A 20,507-nucleotide genomic window follows, 5' to 3' on the forward strand; every position below is an offset into this window, starting at 1 on the left:
CGCGCGCGGCAGCAGGGCCAGGCAGGCCTGGGTGGGGCGGGCCGCATGGCCGCTGCGCGAAAGCAGGGCAAAGCCCAGCTCGCGCTCCAGCGCCTGCACGCGCTGGCCCACGGCGGCGGCGGTCAGGTGCTCGGCGCGCGCCGCATCGGCGATGGAGCCGCTGTCCACCACGGCGATCAGGCTCTTGAGATAGCGGGTATCCAAAAGATTTCCTTGGGGATTGCAAAGAAATCAACGCTATCACTTTTGAAAAGCCTCTGCTAGGCTCGCGCCACCCACGGCAGGCCACGGCCTGCGAACCTGCCTGCACCACAAGCACAACCAAAGGATCAGCCATGCGCACCAGCTTCCACCTTGCCTACCATGTCCGCGATCTGGACGAAGCGCGCGCCTTCTACGGCACGCTGCTCGGCTGCCAGGAAGGCCGCAGCACCGAGACCTGGGTGGACTTCGACTTCTTCGGCCACCAGATCTCGCTGCACCTGGGCGAGCCCTTCCCGGTCACGAACACCGGCCGCGTGGGCGACCACATGGTGCCCATGCCCCACCTGGGCCTGGTGATGGCCATGGACGACTGGAAGGCCCTGGCCGCGCGGCTGTCCGGCGGCGTGGTGGACTTCGTGCTGCAGCCCGGCATCCGCTTCGAGGGCGAGCCCGGCGAGCAGGCCACCATGTTCTTCCGCGACCCCAGCGGCAATCCCATCGAGGTCAAGGGCTTCGCCGACCTGGACAAGGTCTTCGCCAAATGAGCGGCTCGCTGTCTCCTCGCGCCTCGCTCCCCCCGCTTCCTTTCGTCTGCGCACCCGGCTATCCGGCCGCCCAGGCCTGGCTGCAGGCCCTGCAGGCGGCCCTGCCCGAGGAGCGCGTGGTGGCGCTCGATACGCTGGATGCCGACCAGCGCGCGGCCTGCGAGGTCGCCATCGTCGCCAACCCCCAGCCCGCTGACCTGCGCACGCTGCCGCGCCTGCAATGGGTGCACAGCGTCTGGGCCGGCGTGGAGCGCCTGGTGGCCGACCTGGGCGATACCGACCTGCGCATCGTCCGCCTGGTGGACCCGCAACTGGCCGCCACCATGGCCGAGGCCGTGCTGGCCTGGACCCTGTACCTGCACCGCGACATGCCGCGCTATGCCCGGCAGCAGGCCGCGCGCCAATGGCTGGCGCATGACGGCGTGCGCGCGCAGGACAGGACGGTATCGCTGCTGGGCCTGGGCGCACTGGGCAAGGCCGCCGCGCAGCGGCTGCTGTCGGCCGGCTTCCAGGTGCGCGGCTGGAGCCGCACGCCCAGGCAGATGGACGGCGTGCAATGCCATGCGGGTGATGCCGAGCTGCCCGCCATGCTGGCGCAGACCGACATCCTCGTATGCCTGCTGCCGCTCACGCCGCAGACGCGCGGCATCGTCGGCGCGCAGGCGCTGGCCGCGCTGCCTGCCCATGCCTCGCTGATCAACTTTGCGCGCGGCCCCATCGTGGACGATGCCGCGCTGCGCACCGCCCTGGACGGCGGCCGTCTGGCCCATGCCGTGCTGGACGTGTTCGACCAGGAGCCCCTGCCAGAATCGTCCTGGCAATGGGCGCACCCTGCCGTGACCGTTCTGCCCCACATCTCGGCACCCACGGACCGCGCGACGGCATCGGCCATCGTGGCGGGTAACATCCGGCGCTGGCGCGCCAGCGGCGAGCTGCCGCAGGCGGTGGACGCGGCACGGGGCTACTGAGGGCGGCTGCGGTTCGGCTACGGCAAGGCCATGGACTGGCTTCTGAGCCAGTCCATGACGGCGCGCACATGGGGACCCGGCTTCCGTTGCTCGCCCACGGCCAGATGGTAGGTATGGCCGGTGATCGAGGGGCCGAAGGGCTGCAGCAGGTGGCCGGCCGCAATGTCTTCGGCCACCAGGGCCAGGCTCACCAGGGCAATGCCATGACCGGCAATGGCCGCCTGGATGGCATGGCCCTCGTCGGAAAAGCGCAGTTGCCCCGCCGGTGAATTCCAGACCAGGCCTGCCTCGTCAAACCAGCGCTCCCAGGTGGGATTGCTGACGTGCGCCGTCTTCCAGTCAAAGCGGATCAGCGGCAGGCGGGCCAGGTCGGCCGGACCCAGCACGCCCAGCCGGGGATTGGCCACGGGCGCAAAGCGGTCGCTGAACAGGGGCTCGGCCACCAGGCCCGGATAGGGGCCGCGCCCGTAGCGCACGGCGATATCGACGGCATGGGAGCGCAGGTCCACCATATCGTCCGAGGCCTGCAGTTGCAGGTCCACCTCCGGGTGCATCGCGCGGAAGCTGGCCATGCGCGGCACCAGCCATTTCACGGTGAACGCATTGGTGGCCGAGATGCTGACCTGGGCGCGCAGGCGCTTTTGCAGCAGGCGCTCCAGCGTGGCGGCAAAGGCGTCGAAACCGTCGCGCAGCACCGGATAGAGCTGGGCGCCCGCTTCGGTCAGCACCACCTTGCGTACCTGGCGATCGAACAGCGCCAGGCCCAGCTGTTCCTCCAGCGCGCGGATCTGGTGGCTGATGGCCGTGGGGGTCACGGCCAGGTCGTCGGCGGCCTGCTTGAAGCTGCCCAGGCGGGCGGCGGCCTCGAAGGCGCGCAGTGCGGAAAGCGGCAGCTGGTTGCGTTGCATGAGGGCTGGAGGACGCAAGGGGCGGGTGAGGAATGGGGTGAGGAAAACTCATCTTATGCCTGACAAATGAACCTTTGTCGCAATCATCCGGCTTGCCTATCGTCCACCCATTCCCCAAGCGCGATCCTGCCGGGGATGGATGAAGGAAATGAAACCATGCTGCACCGTGTCACCACACAACCCGACCCCTACGAGCCGTTTTTGCTGTCGCAAGGCATTCGCTTTGGCGAGCTGCTGTTCATCTCCGGCCAGGCCGGCGCCGGAGACGATGGCCGCATCGTGCCGGGCGGCTTCCTGGCCCAGGGCCGGCAGGCGTTTGCCAATCTGCGCCGCGCGCTGGAGGCGGGCGGCTCCAGCCTGAAGGACGTGATCAAGGTCACCATCTTCGTCACCGACATGGGCCACTTCGACGAGGTGGTCGCCCTGCGCCGCGAGTTCTTCGGCGCCCCCTATCCGGCCGACACGATTGCCCAGATCCAGGCGCTGTACGACCCGGCGGCCCTGATCGAGATCGAAGCCATTGCAGCCGTGCGTGATGGGCAGGCCCGCTGACATGGTTGCGGCCGTTCTGTTCCGATGGCCTGGCCACGGCGTGCATGGCCGACGACTGGAGCCGATGGGGCCGATATCTGATCCCTTCAACCGCCGAGCAGTCCCGAGGTGCTCAGCGGCCCCGGCGACAGCTGCTGTCCCCATGCCTGCGTCAATGCCTCGATGGCATCGCCCACCACGCGGCAGGCCTGGGTGAGCTTGCCGTGCCGGGGCAGGGCCAGCGTCACATGGCGCACCAGGCCGGGGTTGACCAGGCGGCTGGCCTGCAGCCGGCCCTGGCGCAGCTCGGCATCGATGGAGTACGGGCCGATCACCGAGTAGAGGCCGGCCGCATGGGCCACGAGTTCCTTTTGCACGGTCAGCGAGTCGGCCTCGGCGGCCGCGGCGAGCCGAAAGCCGTGGCTGTGCGCGGCCTCATCGAGCGCGTCGCGCCAATGGCTGGGGCGGCGCGGCAGCACCAGTTGCAGGCCGTCGAGCGCGGCGAACTCCGTGGTGGGCGCCAGGGTCAAGGGATCGCCAGGGCGCGACACCAGATAGCTGTGCGCGGTGCTCAGCAGCCGCTCGTCGCCGCCGGCCGGGCGCGCGAAGCGAAAGAGGATGGCCAGGTCCACGGCGCCGCTGTCCAGCAGCGCGTCGAGCTCCGTGCCCTGGGCCTCGGTGATGTTCAGGCGTATGCCGGGGTGCTCGCGCTGCAGCCAGTCGAACACATGCGTCATCAGCGGGTGCGCGGCCGAGGGCACGATGCCCAGCCGCACCTCGCCCCATAGCTGGCCTGCGTCCGCACGCAGCGTTTCCTGCAATTGCTCGGTTTCCTGCAGCCAGCTGCGCAGCCGCAGCGCGGCCCGCGCGCCCAGCGGCGTCAGCGTGACGCCCCGGCCCGTGCGCCGCAGCAAGGGGCCGCCCAGCGACGCTTCGAATTCGCTGATCTGCCGGCTGATGTGCGACTGCACGGTGTGCCGCCGTGCCGCGACCTTGCTGATGCTGCCGGCTTCGGAGACCTCGAGGAAGAGCTTGACGCTGGGCAGGTGCATGGTGGTTACCCGGTTGAGGTATGCCTGATGAGGCAATTCTGAAAGCCTGAAATTCTATCTATCCAGATATCAACGGGATTTCTACAGTGCAGTCATGCCTTGCCAGCGGCCTTGCCGTGGCAGGTTTTCCAGACACCGAACCTAAGGAAAATCCGTTGAAACTCGCCAGCTTCATCCATGCCGGACAGCCCCGCTACGGGCAGGTTCTGGCCGAGCGCTTCCTGCTGCCGCCCGCCGACTTTCTCGCCCGCCATCCCGACCTGCTGTCCGTGCTGCGCGCACAGGCGCTGGGCGAGCTGGAGCAGGCCCTGCAGGCCGGCGCCGTGCCCGTCGATGCGGCGCAGACCCAGGCGCTGCCCGTCATCCCCAACCCCGGCAAGCTCCTCTGCGTGGGCCTGAACTACAAGACCCATGTGGCCGAGACGCGGCGCGCCGACAGCGAGCACCCGTCGCTGTTCCTGCGCTTCAACGACAGTCTGGCCGCCGATGGCGACGAGCTGCTGCGCCCGGCCTTCTCGGAGCGTTTCGACTGGGAGGGCGAGCTGGCCTTCGTCATCGGCCGGGGCGGGCGCCACATTGCAAAGGAAGATGCCTTCGACCACATCGCCGGCTATGCCTGCTTCAACGATGTGAGCGTGCGCGACTGGCAGCGCCATACGCACCAGTTCACGCCCGGCAAGAACTTTCCCGGCACGGCGCCCTTCGGCCCCTGGCTGGTCACGCGCGACGAGGTGGCCGACGTGCGCAGCCTGGCGCTGCAGACGCGCCTGAACGGCAGCGTGATGCAGCAGGCCAGCCTGGGCGACCTGATCTTCGACATCCCCACCATCGTGGCCTATGTGTCGCGCTTCACGCCGCTGTCGCCCGGCGACGTGATCGCCACGGGCACGCCGGGCGGCGTGGGCGACCGCCGCGAGCCGCCTCTGTACATGAAGCATGGCGATGTGGTCGAGGTCGAGATCACTGGGCTAGGCGTGCTGCGCAACCGCATCGGCACGGATACCGCTGCCGTCTGACTCCGGAGAAATTCATGGATAACCAACAAGCGATTTCGCAGCGGCCCCGGCTGCGCATTGCCGTCGATATCGGCGGCACCTTCACCGACATGGCGGCGTTCGACGAGGCCAGCGGCCGGCTGCTGTTCGGCAAGGCCCTGTCCACGCATGGCGAGCTGGTCAACGGCATCCAGGCCACGATAGACAGCGCGGGCATCGACTGGCGCGACGGCCATCTGTTCCTGCACGGCTCCACCATTGCCATCAACACGCTGCTGGAGCGCAATGGCGCCCACACCGCGCTGCTGATCACCGAGGGCTTTCGCGACATCTACGAGATCGGCCGCGTGAACCGGCCCGATGCCTACAACCTGTTCTTCAACAAGCACCAGCCGCTGGTGCGGCGCTCGCTGCGCCATGAGGTGTCCGAGCGCCTGCGCGCCGACGGCAGCCTGCACAAGCCGCTGGACGAGGCGGCCGTGCGCGAGCTGGCCCGCGAGCTGGCAGGGCAGGGCGTGGAGGCCGTGGCCGTGCTGCTGCTGCACTCCTACCGCAATCCGGCGCACGAGCAGCGCGTCAAGCAGATCCTGCAGGAAGAGATGCCGGGCGCCTTCGTCTGCGCCTCGCACGAGCTGTCGCAGGAGTACCGCGAGTTCGAGCGCGTGTCCACCGCCGTGGCCAATGCCTATGTGGGGCCGCGCGTGTCGCAGTACCTGGGCCAGCTGGAGAGCCACCTGGGCGGCAAGGGCTTCGAGGGCGATTTCTACATCGTGCAGTCCACGGGCGGCCTGTTCCCGGTCGAGCATGCCAAGGTGGGCTGCGTTCGCATGCTCGAATCGGGTCCGGCGGCCGGCGTGATCGGCGCCCAGGCCATCTGTGCGCAACTGGGCATGGGCGATGCCATCGCCTTCGACATGGGCGGCACCACGGCCAAGGCCGGCGTGATCAGCGAAGGCCGGCCGCTGACCACGGGCTCGGCGCTGATCGGCGGCTACGAGCAGGCCCTGCCGATACAGATCCCGATGATGGACATCCACGAAGTAGGCACGGGCGGCGGCTCCATCGCCCGCGTGGAGACGGGCAACGCGCTGCGCGTGGGCCCGCAGAGCGCCGGCTCCATCCCCGGCCCCGTGGCCTATGGCCGTGGCGGGCTGGAGCCCACGGTGACCGACGCCAACCTGGTGCTGGGCCGGCTGGACGCGGAGCATTTCCTGGGCGGCGAGCTGCAGCTGGACATGGACGCCTGCCAGCGCCAGATGGCCGAGCGCGTGGCGACCCCGCTGGGACTGGAGCCCACCGAGGCGGCCGACGGCATCCTGCGCATCGCCGTGACGCAGATGTCGCATGCCGTCAAGGCCGTGACCACCGAGCGCGGCCTGGATGCGGGCAGCTTCACCATGGTCGTCTACGGCGGCGCGGGGCCGCTGCACGCCTCGGCCATTGCGCGCGAGATCGGCATCCGCAAGGTGCTGATTCCCTATGCGCCCGGCTATTTCTCGGCCTACGGAATGCTGTTCTCCGACCTGCGCTACGACTATGTGCGCTCGGTGTTCCGCAAGCTGGGCGAGGTGTCCTTCGAGGAGATCGAGGCCGCCTACCAGAGCATGGAGGACGAGGGCCGCGCCGCGCTGGCGCAGTCCGGCATCGCGCCGGACGGCATCGTGATCGAGCGCGCCGCCGACATGCGCTACGTGGGCCAGGAGCATGCGGTGACCGTGGACCTGCCCATGGCCTTCTTCGAGGGCCGGGACCGCTCGGCCATCAAGCGCCAGTTCGACGAGCTGCACAAGGTGCGCTACGGCACCTCGGCCCCGCAGGAGCCGGCCGACCTCGTGAGCCTGCGCGTCACCGTGCTGGGCACGATGAAGAAACCGCCCCGGCACAGCGTGGAGCGCGGCAGTGCCGAGCCCGGCCGTGCCTCCGTGCGCACGGTCAAGCCCGTCTATTTCCGCTCCAGCGGCTGGGTGGACACGCCGGTGCATCTGCGCGAGCGCCTGCTGGCGGGCAACGAGATCGCGGGGCCCGCGCTGATCGAGGAACACGCATCCACCACCGTCGTGCAGCCCGGCGACCGGCTGCGCGTGGACGAACTGGGCAATCTGCAAATCGACATCGGGAGCGACCGCACATGAACCACCCCACTGACTCCAGGCCCGTCGATCCGGTCACCGTCGAGATCATCCGCAACGGCCTGTACGCCGTCACGGAGGAGATGAAGACCAACCTGACGCGCACGGCCTACAACCTCATCATCTACGAGGCGCTGGACTTCACGGTCGGCCTGTTCACGCGCGAGGGCGACACGGTGTCCATCGGCCTGGGCCTGCCCATGTTCATCCGCGGCATGTCGGAGACGGTCAAGGCCAAGATCCGCCATTTCGGCTACGAGAACATCCTGCCCGGCGACATCCTGGTCACCAACGATGCCTACACCACCGGCAGCCACCTGAACCACTTCACGTTCACCATGCCGGTGTTCCATGAGGGCCGTCTCGAAGGCTTCACCTGCTGCATGGCCCACTGGCTGGACGTGGGCGGCACGCTGGGCAACGTCACCACGGACATCTTCAGCGAGGGCATACAGATCCCCATCATGAAGTACCAGCGCCAGGGCGAGGTCAACCAGGACCTGATCGACATCATCGCGATGAACGTGCGCCTGGCCGAGCGTGCCCTGGGCGATCTGCGCGCGCAGATCACGGCCATCACCACGGGCGAGCGCCGCTATGTGGAACTGCTGCAGCGCTATGGCGTGGATGCGGTCAACGGCGCCATCGCGCAGATCATGGATTCCAGCGAGGCCGTGGCGCGCAAGAACACGCTGTCGATTCCCGATGGTGTGTACGAGGCCGAGTCCTTCATGGACGACGACGGGCTGGACATCGGCAAGCGCATTCCCATCCGCGTCAAGGTCACGGTGCAGGGCGACGAGATGACGGTGGACCTGTCGGATGTCTCCAAGCAGGTGCGCGGCTTCTACAACTCGGGCTTCACCACGGGCATCGCCTGCGCGCAGGTGGCCTACAAATGCCTCACCACGCCGACCGACTACCCGGTCAACGACGGGAGCTTCCGGCCGCTCAAGGTGATCATGCCCATGGGCACGGTGATCAGCGCCGAGAGGCCCTATCCCATGCGCGTGTGGATGACCTTCCCCATGACGGTGATCGACACCATCTTCAAGGCGCTGGCGCCCGCGATTCCCGACCGCTCCATCGCGGGCCACCATGCGGACCTGGTGTTTCCCAACATCCATGGCATCTTGCCCGAGGACGGGCGGCTGTTCATCGTCGGCATCGGCCCGCTGGGCGGCGGCTGGGGCGCCAAGAGCCGCGAGGACGGCGTGTCCGTCACCGTCTGCATCAATGACGGCGACACCCACAACAGCCCCACCGAGCAGCTCGAGGCCAAGTACCCGGTGCTGGTGGAGAAGTACGAGATCCGCCAGGACTCGGCCGGCGCGGGCCAGTACCGGGGCGGCCTGGGCGCGGAGATGGTGGTGCAGGCGCTGTCGCCCTTCACCGTCACCACGCGCATCGACCGCGTGCACTGCAAGCCCTGGGGCCTGGAGGGCGGCGGCGACGCAATGGGCAACGGCCTGGCCGTGCGCCACAAGGGCGAGTGGAAGACCGACCATGCCAACGCCAAGATCTTCAACGTGCGGCTGGAACGCGGCGATGCCTACCGCATGCTGTCGGGCGGCGGCGGAGGCTTTGGCGACCCGCTGGCGCGCGAACTGGACAAGGTGGCCGAGGACGTGCGCGAAGGCTATGTGAGCGCCCAGGTGGCCCGCGAGGTCTACCGCGTGGCGCTGGACAGCCAGGGGCAGGTGGACCACGAGGGCACGCAGGCGCTGCGCAGCGGCAGGTCTCCGTCGGCCGCAGCGGCAACCTCGGCCGTGGCCTGGGACGGGCAGTGAGCACGGCCATGGCCTCCGACCACGCCCTGCAGGCCGAGCGGCTCTGGGACCTGTGGTGCGCCCTGGCGCTGCGCCATGTCGCGCTGGGCGGTGCCTGCGCCTGCGGGGCGGGCGGCATCAGCCTGCGGCTGGAGGACTTCGAGCTGGACATCGTGGACTACCTGCAGGACGGGGGCGAGCGCTGCGAGCAGCCCGAGGTGGCGGCCTGGTTCCGTGCCCGGCCCGCAGCCGGGCAGGGCGCGCAGCCGCTGCGCGGCCTGCTCGATGCACTGGGCTCGGACGAGGTGCCGCAGGCCGTGGCGCAGTGGGCGCTGGCGCGGCTGGAGCGCACGCTGCGCTCGTTCGCCGAGGTGCATGGTGGGGTGGCGTCATGAGCGGGCATTTCTCCAGCCTGCTGGCCCTGCCCGAAGCGGCGGGCCAGCGCATTCCGGTCACCGTGCTCACGGGCTTTCTGGGCAGCGGCAAGACCACGCTGCTCAACCGGCTGCTGGCGCTGCCGGACCTGCACGGGACGGCCGTCATCGTCAACGAGTTCGGTGCGGTCGGCATCGACCAGGACCTGACCAGCCTGGCCTGCGAGGACACGGTGCTGCTGGCCAATGGCTGCCTGTGCTGCAGCGTGCGCGGCGATCTGGTGGAGGCGCTGGAGCGCCTGGCCCTGCGCGAACAGGGCGCGCCGCTCCGCGTGCTGATCGAAACCAGCGGCCTGGCGGACCCGGGGCCGATACTGCGCTCCTTCCTGGGCGAGCCCGCCGTGCGCGCGCGCTATGCGCTGGCCGGCGTGGCCTGCACGGTCGATGCCGTGCTGGGCAGCGCCACGCTGGCAGGCTATCCCGAAGCCGTGCGGCAGCTGGCCGTGGCTGATCTGGTGCTGCTGACCAAGACAGACTTGCTGGGCGGCGCACAGCCCGCTGCGCAACTGCTGGCCCAGGTGCAGGCCATCAACGGCGAGGCGCCGCAAGGCCTGGACCCCGCCCACCATGTGGCGCTGCTGCAGCGGCTGATGTCGGAAGGCGCGACGGGGCAGGAGGACGCCGCTGCGGGCATGCTCCAGGCACCCGGCTACCGGGCCATGGCTCCGGTGACAGCTCCGGTGACTGCGCCGGCAGGCACGCACCGCGACGGCATCTCGTCCTTTGTGCTGCAGCGCGACGAGCCCCTGCCCGCGCAGGCGTTCGGCGAATGGATGGACTGGGTCACGGCCATGCGCGGCGATGACCTGCTGCGCGTCAAAGGCATCGTGCACCTGCAGGAGCACCCGGACCAGCCCCTGGTCATCCATGGCGTGCAGCACCTGTTCGCCCCGCCGCAGACGCTGCCCCGCTGGCCGGGTGCCGACCGGCGCACGCGCATCGTCTTCATCACGCGGGGGCTGGATGCCCAGGCCCTGGACGACACGCTGAGCGTGCTGGTGCGCAGGCACAGGCGGCGCGCGCCGATTCAGGACCCGGGCTGAGCCACGCAACGGCCCGCCCATTTTCAAAAGAAACAGGAGACAAAGCATGAAAACTCTGAAACGGCTGAAGGGGCCGGTGCTGGGCGCCTTACTGGGTGCGCTGGCTGCCTTGCCCATCGCCTGCATGGCCTCGTCCAGTGCGCCCGCCGCCTTTCCCGAGCCGGGCAAGATGGTCAAGGTCATCGTCCCCTTCGTGGCGGGCGGCGGCGTGGACAGCGCCGCGCGCCTGTTCGCCGAGCAGTTGCGCAAGCAGCTGGGCACGACGGTCATCGTCGAGAACCGCGTGGGCGGCAGCGGCGTGGTGGGCGGCCGTGCGGTGCTGGCGGCTGCCCCCGATGGCTACACCCTGCTGTTCTCGGCCGCCACGCATGTGCTGGCCAAGCAGGTATTGGCCCATCCGCCCTATGACCCGCAGACCGACTTTGTCCCCGTGGCGCGCGTGGGCGAGGCGCCGCTGATGCTGGTGATCTCGCCGCAGCTGCCCCACAGCAAGCTGGGCGAGGTGCTGGCCGCAGGCGCCAAGAGCACGTGGACGGCGGCCATTCCCGCCGTGGGCGCACCCAGCCACCTGGCCACGCTGCTGCTGGCCCAGCAGGGCCGCATGCGCCTCGAGTACGTGCCCTACAAGGGCACGCAACCCGCGCTGGTGGATGTGGGCGGCGGCCATGTGGACCTGCTGCTCGACTCCATGGTCTCCGTGCTGCCGCTGGCCAAGGCCGGCAAGGTGCGGCCGATTGCCATCACCTCCGGCAAGCGCAGCCCGCTGGCGCCCGAGGTGCCCACCATGCAGGAAGGCGGCCTGCCGCGGTTTGCCTACACCTCCTGGTACGGACTGTGGGCGCCCAGGGACACGCCTGCCGACCGGGTGCAGCGGCTGAACCAGGCCTCCAACGCGGCGGTGGCCGAGCTGGCCAGGTCCGGCGCCTTCGCGAGCCTGGGCATCGACACGGTTTCGGAGAGCACCGAGCAGTTCAAGCGCTTCATCGCCGCCGATGTGGCGCAGAGCGCCGCGCTGCTCAAGGGCGCGGGCTTCAAGCCCGAGTAGCCGGGCAGACACCGGCACACGCCCGAGAAAGAGCAAAAGCAAAGCAAAGCAAAAAACCACAAGGAGACAACATGCAGGTATTCATACGCCAGGCCCTGGCCGCCTCGCTGGGGCTGGCCGCCGCGCATGCGGGCGCGCAGTCCTCGGTATCGATCTCGGGCACCGTCGATGTGAGCGTCAGGCAGGTGCGCAACCAGGGCCTGGGAACGGTCACCTCGCAGGCCAGCGGCGCCAACTCCACCAGCAAGCTGGTATTGCGGGGGCAGGAGGACCTGGGCGACGGCCTGAGCGCGGGCTTCTACCTGGACGGCAGCCTGCTGGCCGACACCGGCGCCATGGGCGCCAGCGGCCCGTTCTGGGACCGGCGCTCCACGGTCAGTCTGGCCTCGCGCCAATGGGGCGAGCTGCGGCTGGGGCGGGACTGGGTGCCCACGCACCTGGTGTGGAGCGGCTTCGATCCGTTTGCCACGCTGGGCATCGGCAGCGCCAATGGCTTTCGCTCATTCACGGCTTCCCGCGCGCTGGGCCAGGCCTTCGGCACGGCGCCGGAGTCGCAGGCTGCCAATCCCACGCTGCGCGTGAGCAATGCGGTGGAGTATTTCCTGCCGGCCGGCCTGGGCGGGCTGCAGGGCGTGTCCGGCAGCCTGATCGCCACCTTGGGCGAGAAGGGCGCCACGGCGGCAGGCCAGACGCGCGGCAACGGCGTTCGGCTGGGCTGGGCGGGCGCGGGCTGGAACGTGGCGGGCGCGCAGTTCACCACGCGCAACACCCTGAGCGGCATCCATTTCAAGGACCAGAGCTACGGCGTCTCCTACGACTTCGGCTGGCTCAAGGCCAGCCTGGCCCAGCGCCGCTGGGTGCACGGCGTGGACCGCACGGTCAACACCCTGGTGGGCATGAGCGTTCCCGTGGGCAGCGGCGTGGTCAAGCTCAGCTATGTCAAGGCCGACCAGAAGGGCGCGACGGCGGCGCAAAGCGCCAGCGATGCCGACCTGTGGGCGCTGGGCTATGTGCACTCGCTGTCGCGGCGCACGGCGCTGTACGCGCATGCGGCCCGCATGTCCAACCGCAATGGGGCGGCCTTCGCCATTGCCGGGGGTGCGGCTGTCAGCGGCAATCCGGCCGCGGTCAATTACTTTGGCGGGCGCGCCTCCACGGCCTTCGAGCTGGGCATCCGGCACGACTTCTGACGGGCAGCGTGGGCGGCGTGCGCGCTGGTTCGTGGTCATTGCTGCACCCCATGCAGCAGTGAACTGCACGCCGGCCTATTGCTGCCCTCAATCGCTTCTTCTACGCTGCACCCATTTCACGGAGCAGCGAGATGAACCCATTGATCAAGGTCCGCATGGACGCCGCAGGCACCCCCGACGCCATGCGCCTGGAGCCGGTCGAGGTGCAGGCGCCCGGCCCCGGCCAGGTCTGGCTGGAGCAGACGGCCATCGGCGTGAACCCGCTGGACGTGAGCCAGCGCAAGGGCGCTGTCGCCATCGCCTTTCCCTCGGGCCTGGGGCTGGAGGGCGCGGGGCGGGTGGCCGCCGTGGGCGAGGGCGTGACGAATGTGGCCGTGGGCGAGCGCGTGGGCTACGCCACGGGGCCGCTGGGCGCCTATGCCAGCGCCCGCCTGTATCCGGCCGAGCGCCTGGTGAAGCTGCCCGATGCGCTGCCTGACGACGCGGCGGCGGCCGTGCTGTTCAAGGGCATCACGGCGCAGTACCTGCTCAAGACCACCCATGCCGTGGGCCCCGGCAGCCGCATCGTGATCTATGGCGCCGCCGGTGCGCTGGGCCAGTTGATGTGCGCCTGGGCCAGGCACCTGGGCGCCCTGGTGATCGGCGTGGTGTCCAAGGCAGCCAGCGTGGAGCGCGCGCGGGCGGCCGGCTGCGACGAGGTCTTCGTGTTCGATGTGGCCACGCTGCCGGGCCAGGTGCTGCAGGCCACCGGGGGCCTGAAGGCCGACGTGGTCTACGACCCCATCGGCCGCACGACGCTGGGCGCCTCGCTGGACTGCCTGCGCCCGCGCGGCCTGCTGGTGTCCTTCGGCGCGACCTCCGGCCTGCCCGATCCCATCTCGGTGGCCACGCTCAATGCCAAGGGCTCGCTGTTCCTCACGCGCCCCTCGCTGGCCGCGCACACTGCCACGGCGGCCGAGTACCAGGAGCGCGCACGGGACGTGCTGGCCGCCGTGGCGGCCGGCATCATCGTGCCCGGCGTCTGGCGCCGGTATGCGCTGGCGGAGGTGGCGCAGGCGCATGGCGATCTGGAGCAGGGACGCTCCCAAGGTGCGATCATCCTGACCCCATGAACCTTCTGGACAGCCAGCACGCCGATGAACTGGCGGCCCTGGTGGCGCTGCATGAACAAGGCTCCTTCGCTGCGGCGGGGCGGGCCTTGCTGCGCCATCCGTCCGTGCTGTCCAAACGCCTGAACGCGCTGGAGACCCGGCTGGGCGTGCGGCTGGTGGAGCGCAGCACACGCCATCTGCACCTGACCGACGAGGGCCTGCGCCTGGTGGACAAGGTGCGCCAGGCGGCCGGCCTGATTGCCGATGCCCAGAAGGAGGCCGCCCAGGGCGCCTCGCAGGCCCGGGGCCGGCTGCGGCTGTCGCTGCCGGCCGCCATGGGACGGCGCTGGCTCAGCCCGCTGCTGGCCGAGTTTGCGCTGGCCCATCCGCAGATCGTGCTGGAGGTGGAGTATGCGGACCGCTTCGTGGACATCGTGGGCGAGCGCTTCGACGCGGCGGTGCGCATAGGCCGGCTGGCGGACAGCCGGCTCGTGGCGCTGCGGCTGGGCGGGCACCAGCGCATCCTGGGCGCCGCGCCCGCCTACCTGCAGGCCCACGGCACGCCGGTGCACCCCGAGGACCTGGCGGCGCACCGCTGCCTGGGCTTCACGGGGCTGCAGTCGTTTCCGCAATGGGAGCTGGTGCACGGTGGCGCATCGGGCGATGTACCGCAAGGCCAGGCCCGGCACACCGTGCTGGTGCGCGGCCCCATGGTCAGCAATGACAGCGAGGCCCTGCTCACGGCCGCCGTCATGGGCGTGGGCATTCTGGCCGGCGGCGACTGGCTGATGAGCGAGCACATGGCCGCAGGCCGGCTGGTGCGGGTGCTGCCGCAATGGCGCCTGGATGGCGCCTCGGGCATCTACTTCGTGCGGCCCTCGGCGGCGTTCAGCAGCGCGGCCATGACGGCGCTGCGCGACTGCCTGGTGCGGTGGTTTGCCACGCGCAGCCCCTGGCGCACGGGGCATGACACACTGGCGCCGCCCCTATCGTCTTGCGCATCCGCTCCATGACCCAAAAAACCTCGCCGCCCGCCTTGGCGGCCGCCTTGCTTCCCTGGCTGTTCGTGCTGCTGTGGAGCACGGGCTTCATCGGCGCCAAGTTCGGCCTGCCCTATGTGGAGCCGCTGACCTTTCTGACGCTGCGCTATGCCATCGTCCTGGTGCTGATGGCGGCGGTAGCCCTGGTGCTGCGCGCGCCCTGGCCGCGGTCGGCACGGCAGTGGCTGCACATTGGCGTGTCAGGGCTGTTCGTGCATGGCGTGTACCTGGCCGGCGTGTTCACGGCCATCGCCCACGGCCTGCCTTCGGGCGTGACGGCCCTGGTGGTGGGGCTGCAGCCGCTGATCACGGCCCTGGTGGCCGGCACCTTGCTGGGCGAGTCCGTGCGGCCCCGGCAGTGGGCCGGGCTGGCGCTGGGCTTCACGGGCGTGGCCCTGGTGGTGGCGGGCAAGATCGCCTCGGTGCCGGTCCATGCCCTGCTGGCCATGCTGGTGCCGGCCGTGGTGGCGCTGGCCGGCATCACGGCCGGCACGCTGTACCAGAAGCGGTTCTGTCCCTCGTTTGATCTGCGCACGGGCTCGGTCATCCAGTACCTGCCCTGCCTGGTGGCGACGGGGGCGCTGGCCCTGGCCACGGAAACCATGCAGGTGCGCTGGAGCGGCGAGTTCCTGTTTGCGCTGGGCTGGCTGGTGCTGGTGCTGTCCGTGGGCGCGGTCAGCCTGCTCAACCTGCTGATACGCCGCGGCGGCGCCGTGCACGTGGCCAGCCTGTTCTACCTGACGCCGCCGGCCACGGCCCTGATCGCCTGGGCCATGTTCGGCGAGACGCTGGGCGGCCTGGCGCTGGCGGGCATGGCCTTGACGGCAGCCGGCGTATGGCTGGCGCGCCAGGGGCGCTAGCTTGCCCCGCAAGCCGCGGGCAGGGCATGCGCAAAGGCGGGATACTGCGGCACTGTCAGCCCACGAATACCGGATTTCCGCACCATGCCCATCAATGAACTGCGCGCCATCGCCACCTTTGCCAAGGCGGTCGAGCTGGGCAGCCTGCGCCAGGCGGCGCTGTCCCAGGGCGTGAGCCCCCAGGCCGCCAGCCAGGCGGTGGCCCATCTGGAGCAGCACCTGGGCGTGCGCCTGCTGCACCGGACCACGCGCAGCCTGGCGCTGACCGAGGAGGGCCAGCGTTTCCTGCAGGACACCCAGCCGGCGCTGGCCGCGCTGGACCGCGCACTGAACCTGGCACGCGACAGCCGCGAGGGCATTGCGGGGCCGTTGCGCATCGTGGGCCCCAAGTCCTGCTTCGCGCCCGTGCTGATGCCGCTGCTCGATGAGTTCTGCCGCCTGCACCCGGGCATCGTCCCCGATGTGCGGCTGGACGACGGCATAGGCAACTGGGTGCTGGACCGGGTCGATGCGGGGTTTCGCATCGGCGCCTCGCCCGATGAAAGCGTGATCGGGCGGCGGCTGTTTCCCGTGCAGCTCATCGTCTGCGCGGCGCCGCAGTACCTGCAGCGCCATGGCGTGCCCCGGTCGCTGGACGAGCTGGCCGCGCACCGCTGCAGCATGTTCCGCCATGCGGCCACGGACACGGTGATGCCCTGGTACCTGCCGGTCGATGGCGAGCTCACGCACCGCTACCTGCAGCCGGCCCTGTCCACCAACGATGCCGAGCTGGAGCTGCATGCCGTGCTGGCCGGCCAGGTGCTGGGCCAGCTGTCCAACATCTGCGCGGCCGCGCACATCCGCGCGGGGCGCCTGGTGCCCGTGCTGCTGGAGCATGTCAGCGAGCACATCGGCCTGCATGTCTACTACGGCAGCCGCGACGCGCTGCCCCGGCGCGTGCGTGCCTTCATCGACCTGGCCGTGCAGCGGCTGCAGGACTGCCCGGACTATCTGCTGACCATGGAAGAACTGGAAAGGGCGGCGGCCGCAGGTGCCGCCGCCCTTTCCGGGGGCTGACCGGGATCAGGTCCGGCCGTTCAGGCCAGATCGATCACGCCAGCTCGATCACGCCAGGTCGAACGGCAGCTTGCGCACGGGCTTGCCCGTGAGCTGCGCCACGGCGTTGGCGAAGGCCGGTGCCAGCGGCGGCAGGCCGGGCTCGCCCATGCCCGTCGGCGGCTCGGCGCTGGGCACGACGTGGACGGCGATCTCGGGCATGTCGGTGATGCGCGGCACGGCGAAGTCGCCGAAGTTGCTCTGCTCCACCACGCCGTCCTTGAGCGTGATCGCCGCGCCGGGCAGGCACATGGACAGGCCCATCAGCGCTGCGCCCTGCACCTGCGCCTCGATGGTGCGCGGGTTCACGGCCAGGTTGCAGTGCACGCCGGCCGTGGCCTTGTGCAGCACCGGGCGGCCGTCCTTGACCGAGGCCTCCACCACATAGGCCACCACCGTGTCGAAGGACTCGTGCACGGCCACGCCCCAGGCGCGGCCCGCGCGCAGCTGGCGCTTGCCGTAGCCGCTCTTGTCCACGGCCAGCTGCAGGGCCAGGCGATGGCGCGGGTGCTTGTCGCCGAACATCTGCATGCGGTAGGCCACGGGGTCCTGGCGGCTGCTGCGCGCGATCTCGTCGATCAGCGTTTCCATGACGAAGGCCGTGTGGGTCGATCCCACGCTGCGCCACCACAGCACGGGCACGTTGACCTTGGGGTGGTGCACGGTCAGGCGCATGGGCAGCGGATAGGGCTCGCGCATGCCCTCCACGGCCGTGGCGTCGATGCCGTTCTTGATCATGCCGCCCTCGAACATGGTGCCCGCCGTGATGGACTGGCCCACGATGGCGTGGTCCCAGGCCAGCACCTTACCGCGTTCGTCGAAGCCGATCCTGGCGCGGTGCAGGTGCATGGGGCGGTAGTAGCCGCCCTTGATGTCGTCCTCGCGGCTCCAGACCATGCGCACGGGGGCGCTCAGGCCGGCGCGGCGCGCGGCCAGCGCCACCTGGCAGGCCTCGACCACATAGTCGCTGGTGCCCACGCCCCGGCGGCCAAAGCCGCCGCCGGCCATCTGCACGTGCACGCGCACCTGCTCGGGCTTGAGGCCCAGCACGCGCGCGGCGGCCATGCCGTCCACGCCCGCGAACTGCGTGCCCAGGTAGAGGTCGGCACCTGCCTCGCCGGTCTCGCCCATCTGCACCGTGCAGTTGAGCGGCTCCATGGGCGCATGGGCCAGGTAGGGGAAGCTGAACTCGGCTTCGATATGGCGCGGCGCCTTGTCCAGCGCCGAGATATCGGCGTCGAAGTGGCGCGCGCCGGGCTGCGCGGCCAGCTCGCGGTACTGGGCCAGCTGGCGTTCGCTGTCCACCTTCTCCACGGCGTCGGTGTTCCATTGCGCCTTCAGCGCCTCGCGGCCCTTGCGCGCAGGCCAGTAGCCGGTGGCGATCACGGCCACGCCTTCGCCGCCGCCGTCCACGGGCACGCGCAGCACGGCCTTGACGCCGGGCACGGCACGCGCCGCAGCGTCGTCCAGCGAGGCCAGCTGTGCCTTGAACACGGGCGGGTGTGCAATCACCGCCGTCAGCTGGCCCGGCAGGTGCATGTCGATGCCGAAGCTCTGCTGGCCGCTGCTCTTGGCCCGGGCGTCGATGCGGCCCGTGGGCTTGCCGATCAGGCGGAAGTCCTTGGGATTCTTCAGCACGACGGTGGCCGGCACGGGCTGGGCCATGGCGGCCTGGGCCAGCTCGCCATACGACAGCTTCTTGCCATTGGGGCCGAGCACGAAGCCCTCGCGCGTGCGCAGCGTGGCGGCGTCCACCTTCCACTGCGCGGCGGCGGCGGCCACCAGCATGGCGCGCGCACGGGCGCCCAGCTCGCGGTACTGGGTGTAGCTGTGCTTGAGGGCGGTGGAGCCGCCCGTCATCTGGATGCCGTAGCGCGGATCGGCATAGGCCGCATCGTTGCCGCCCAGGCGGGCGCGGACCTTGCTCCAGTCGGCGTCCAGCTCCTCGGCCAGCACCAGGGGCAGGGCGGTGTGCACGCCCTGGCCGAATTCCAGGCGGTTGATGGCCACGGTGACTTCGCCATTGGGCGAGATCTCCACGAAGGAGGCGGGCTGCTCGGTGGGCTTGAGGCCGGCGGCCTCGCCCTTGCCCGGCGCCTGCGCCATGGCGGGAAACACGCCCAGGGCCAGCGAACCGGCACCGGCGATCTTGAGGAAGCTGCGGCGGGGGATCTGTGCAAGGGTAGGCGCGTCGGCGATGGCGGCAGTGGCCTCGTCACGGTCCAGGATGTGCTGCAGGGCGCGCGGCAGTTCGGCGGGGTTGAAGGTGGTCAGCATGCGGCGTTCTCCGTTCAGCCCAGGGTGCGCGCGGCATCGGCCACGGCCGTGCGGATGCGTGCATAGGTTCCACAGCGGCAGATGTTGCCGGCCATGGCCGCGTCTATCTCCTCGCCGCTGGGCTTCTTGCCCTTGGGCAGCGACTTGAGGAAGGCCGTGGCGCTCATGATCTGCCCGCTCTGGCAGTAGCCGCACTGGGCCACGTCGTGGCGCACCCAGGCATCGCGCACGGCGGTGCCCACGCGGTCGGAGCCCGAGGTCATGGCCTCGATGGTGGTGATCTTCTGGCCCGCGGCCGCCGAGATCGGCGTCACGCAGGAACGTATGGCCTGGCCATTCATGTGCACCGTGCAGGCGCCGCACAGCGCCGCGCCGCAGCCGAACTTGGTGCCGGTCATCTCCAGCGTGTCGCGCAGGGCCCACAGAATGGGCGTCTCGGGGTCCAGGTCCATGGAAACGGTCTTGCCGTTGATGGTGAGATCGGTCATCGCAGTCTCTCCTTGTTGTGGGTCAGTCAGGCAGGGGTGGGGTCCCCGCAGTAGTGTCGTGCGCAGCTGCGGCCCATGGAAGCCGGGCGCCGTCGAGGCGCGAATATAGAAAGAGGCCTTGCTTGCAACTAGTCCTGATTTGATTGATGCATTGGCAAGTGCAAGTTGCGAATGGGGCGGAGCGGTTGAGTTTCTGAAGTGTTTGGTACTGACGTTGTATATACTTTGTTGGTATCTTCACAGGAGTGGATCATGCCCAAGGAAGCCGTTTTCACCATGAAACTGGAAGCCGAGCTGCGCGAAGACTTCATGGCCGAAGCCGCAGGCGAGGACCGGCCCGCATCTCAGGTCATGCGGGAGTTGATGCGCGGCTACATTGAGCAGCGCCGCAAGGCCCGCGAATATGACGGCTATCTTCAGCGCAAGGTCGAGGAGGGACGTGCCTCCATGCGCGCTGGACTTGGCCGCTCGAATGAGGAAGTCGAGGCCGAGTTCGCTGCCCGGCGCCGTCAGGTTGCGGCAGACCGTGCGTGAAAGTCATCTGGACGCCGCAGGCGCAGCAGGATCGCGCCGATATCTGGGACTACATCGCAGCTGACAATCCTCGCGCAGCCTTGCGCATGGACCTGCTTTTCAGCGACGCAGCGGCCCGGTTGGCCGCGTATCCCAAGATGGGCAAAACGGGCAGGATTGCCGGCACGCGCGAGCTGATTCCCCATGGAAGCTACCGCCTTGTCTATGAGATCAATGGCACGACGGTCTGGGTGCTGGCTCTGGTGCACACCGCGCGCCAGTGGCCGCCAGCGCGGTGACGATAACTGCATGCCAGGCCGGGATGGCCCT

21 protein-coding genes are annotated in these 20,507 nt (G+C 69.6%); 16 read left to right on the forward strand and 5 right to left on the reverse strand.

The genetic code is table 11. The annotated features are described in order from the left end of the window. Positions 1 to 204 (reverse strand): helix-turn-helix domain-containing protein (locus PO605_RS13400; RefSeq protein ID WP_272206544.1); only part of this gene is annotated, 204 nt, incomplete at its 3' end. A 131-nt stretch (positions 205 to 335) separates the two neighbouring features. On the opposite strand from PO605_RS13400, the gene PO605_RS13405 reads away from it, so the two are divergent. Next, complete coding sequence (locus tag PO605_RS13405) at positions 336 to 749, forward strand: VOC family protein (protein WP_012207434.1); 414 nt, start codon at positions 336 to 338, stop codon at positions 747 to 749. Then, positions 746 to 1,717, forward strand: coding sequence for a 2-hydroxyacid dehydrogenase (locus PO605_RS13410; protein ID WP_272206545.1), 972 nt, complete (start codon positions 746 to 748; stop codon positions 1,715 to 1,717). The genes PO605_RS13405 and PO605_RS13410 overlap by 4 nt, the downstream gene beginning before the upstream one ends. A gap of 17 nt (positions 1,718 to 1,734) precedes the next feature. On the opposite strand, the gene PO605_RS13415 is transcribed toward PO605_RS13410, so the two are convergent. Then, positions 1,735 to 2,625, reverse strand: coding sequence for a LysR substrate-binding domain-containing protein (locus PO605_RS13415; protein ID WP_272206546.1), 891 nt, complete (start codon positions 2,623 to 2,625; stop codon positions 1,735 to 1,737). 156 nt (positions 2,626 to 2,781) lie between these two features. Between PO605_RS13415 and PO605_RS13420 the strand changes: the two genes are divergently transcribed. Then, the gene (locus tag PO605_RS13420) at positions 2,782 to 3,177 is read left to right on the forward strand and encodes a RidA family protein (RefSeq protein ID WP_047473364.1); all 396 of its coding nucleotides are present in this window, start codon (positions 2,782 to 2,784) and stop codon (positions 3,175 to 3,177) included. Between the two features lie 86 nt (positions 3,178 to 3,263). On the opposite strand, the gene PO605_RS13425 is transcribed toward PO605_RS13420, so the two are convergent. Further along, complete coding sequence (locus tag PO605_RS13425) at positions 3,264 to 4,208, reverse strand: LysR family transcriptional regulator (protein WP_209799794.1); 945 nt, start codon at positions 4,206 to 4,208, stop codon at positions 3,264 to 3,266. Between the two features lie 155 nt (positions 4,209 to 4,363). Here PO605_RS13425 and PO605_RS13430 point away from each other — a divergent pair, with 155 nt between their 5' ends. The 11 genes from PO605_RS13430 (at position 4,364) to PO605_RS13480 (ending at position 16,860) form a co-directional block, all read left to right on the forward strand. Continuing rightward, a complete protein-coding gene (locus PO605_RS13430) occupies positions 4,364 to 5,224 on the forward strand; it encodes a fumarylacetoacetate hydrolase family protein (RefSeq protein WP_047474119.1) in 861 nt (286 codons plus the stop codon). A gap of 14 nt (positions 5,225 to 5,238) precedes the next feature. Beyond that, the gene (locus tag PO605_RS13435) at positions 5,239 to 7,335 is read left to right on the forward strand and encodes a hydantoinase/oxoprolinase family protein (RefSeq protein ID WP_047474118.1); all 2,097 of its coding nucleotides are present in this window, start codon (positions 5,239 to 5,241) and stop codon (positions 7,333 to 7,335) included. Further along, complete coding sequence (locus PO605_RS13440; RefSeq protein ID WP_047474117.1) at positions 7,332 to 9,122, forward strand: hydantoinase B/oxoprolinase family protein; 1,791 nt, start codon at positions 7,332 to 7,334, stop codon at positions 9,120 to 9,122. Before PO605_RS13435 ends, PO605_RS13440 begins: the two co-directional genes overlap by 4 nt. A gap of 8 nt (positions 9,123 to 9,130) precedes the next feature. Beyond that, positions 9,131 to 9,496: a hypothetical protein gene (locus PO605_RS13445; RefSeq protein WP_272206547.1), complete on the forward strand. Its 366-nt coding sequence runs from the start codon at positions 9,131 to 9,133 to the stop codon at positions 9,494 to 9,496. Further along, positions 9,493 to 10,578, forward strand: coding sequence for a CobW family GTP-binding protein (locus PO605_RS13450; protein WP_047468442.1), 1,086 nt, complete (start codon positions 9,493 to 9,495; stop codon positions 10,576 to 10,578). Before PO605_RS13445 ends, PO605_RS13450 begins: the two co-directional genes overlap by 4 nt. A gap of 46 nt (positions 10,579 to 10,624) precedes the next feature. Further along, the gene (locus PO605_RS13455) at positions 10,625 to 11,623 is read left to right on the forward strand and encodes a Bug family tripartite tricarboxylate transporter substrate binding protein (protein WP_047468439.1); all 999 of its coding nucleotides are present in this window, start codon (positions 10,625 to 10,627) and stop codon (positions 11,621 to 11,623) included. Between the two features lie 71 nt (positions 11,624 to 11,694). Beyond that, entirely contained in the window at positions 11,695 to 12,813 is a 1,119-nt protein-coding gene (locus PO605_RS13460) for a porin (RefSeq protein WP_047468437.1), read from the forward strand. 131 nt (positions 12,814 to 12,944) lie between these two features. Continuing rightward, complete coding sequence (locus PO605_RS13465; protein WP_047468435.1) at positions 12,945 to 13,925, forward strand: quinone oxidoreductase family protein; 981 nt, start codon at positions 12,945 to 12,947, stop codon at positions 13,923 to 13,925. Then, entirely contained in the window at positions 13,922 to 14,917 is a 996-nt protein-coding gene (locus PO605_RS13470) for a LysR family transcriptional regulator (protein WP_043822138.1), read from the forward strand. Before PO605_RS13465 ends, PO605_RS13470 begins: the two co-directional genes overlap by 4 nt. After that, positions 14,914 to 15,804, forward strand: a complete 891-nt coding sequence (locus tag PO605_RS13475) for a DMT family transporter (RefSeq protein ID WP_047217154.1) — start codon at positions 14,914 to 14,916, stop codon at positions 15,802 to 15,804. The genes PO605_RS13470 and PO605_RS13475 overlap by 4 nt, the downstream gene beginning before the upstream one ends. Positions 15,805 to 15,888: 84 nt before the next feature. After that, on the forward strand, positions 15,889 to 16,860 hold the full coding sequence (locus PO605_RS13480; protein ID WP_016445491.1) for a LysR family transcriptional regulator: 972 nt from the start codon (positions 15,889 to 15,891) through the stop codon (positions 16,858 to 16,860). 48 nt (positions 16,861 to 16,908) lie between these two features. Here the strand turns inward: PO605_RS13480 and PO605_RS13485 are convergent, their stop codons facing one another. Next, positions 16,909 to 19,176: a xanthine dehydrogenase family protein molybdopterin-binding subunit gene (locus PO605_RS13485; protein ID WP_047474783.1), complete on the reverse strand. Its 2,268-nt coding sequence runs from the start codon at positions 19,174 to 19,176 to the stop codon at positions 16,909 to 16,911. A gap of 14 nt (positions 19,177 to 19,190) precedes the next feature. Continuing rightward, the gene (locus PO605_RS13490) at positions 19,191 to 19,664 is read right to left on the reverse strand and encodes a (2Fe-2S)-binding protein (RefSeq protein WP_012207419.1); all 474 of its coding nucleotides are present in this window, start codon (positions 19,662 to 19,664) and stop codon (positions 19,191 to 19,193) included. A gap of 252 nt (positions 19,665 to 19,916) precedes the next feature. On the opposite strand from PO605_RS13490, the gene PO605_RS13495 reads away from it, so the two are divergent. Continuing rightward, entirely contained in the window at positions 19,917 to 20,198 is a 282-nt protein-coding gene (locus PO605_RS13495) for a hypothetical protein (RefSeq protein WP_016445493.1), read from the forward strand. Then, on the forward strand, positions 20,195 to 20,476 hold the full coding sequence (locus tag PO605_RS13500; RefSeq protein WP_034364513.1) for a type II toxin-antitoxin system RelE/ParE family toxin: 282 nt from the start codon (positions 20,195 to 20,197) through the stop codon (positions 20,474 to 20,476). The genes PO605_RS13495 and PO605_RS13500 overlap by 4 nt, the downstream gene beginning before the upstream one ends. The last annotated feature ends 31 nt before the right edge of the window (positions 20,477 to 20,507 follow it).

It is taken from the genome of Delftia sp. DT-2, from assembly GCF_028401915.1.
Lineage (GTDB): Bacteria > Pseudomonadota > Gammaproteobacteria > Burkholderiales > Burkholderiaceae_C > Comamonas > Comamonas tsuruhatensis.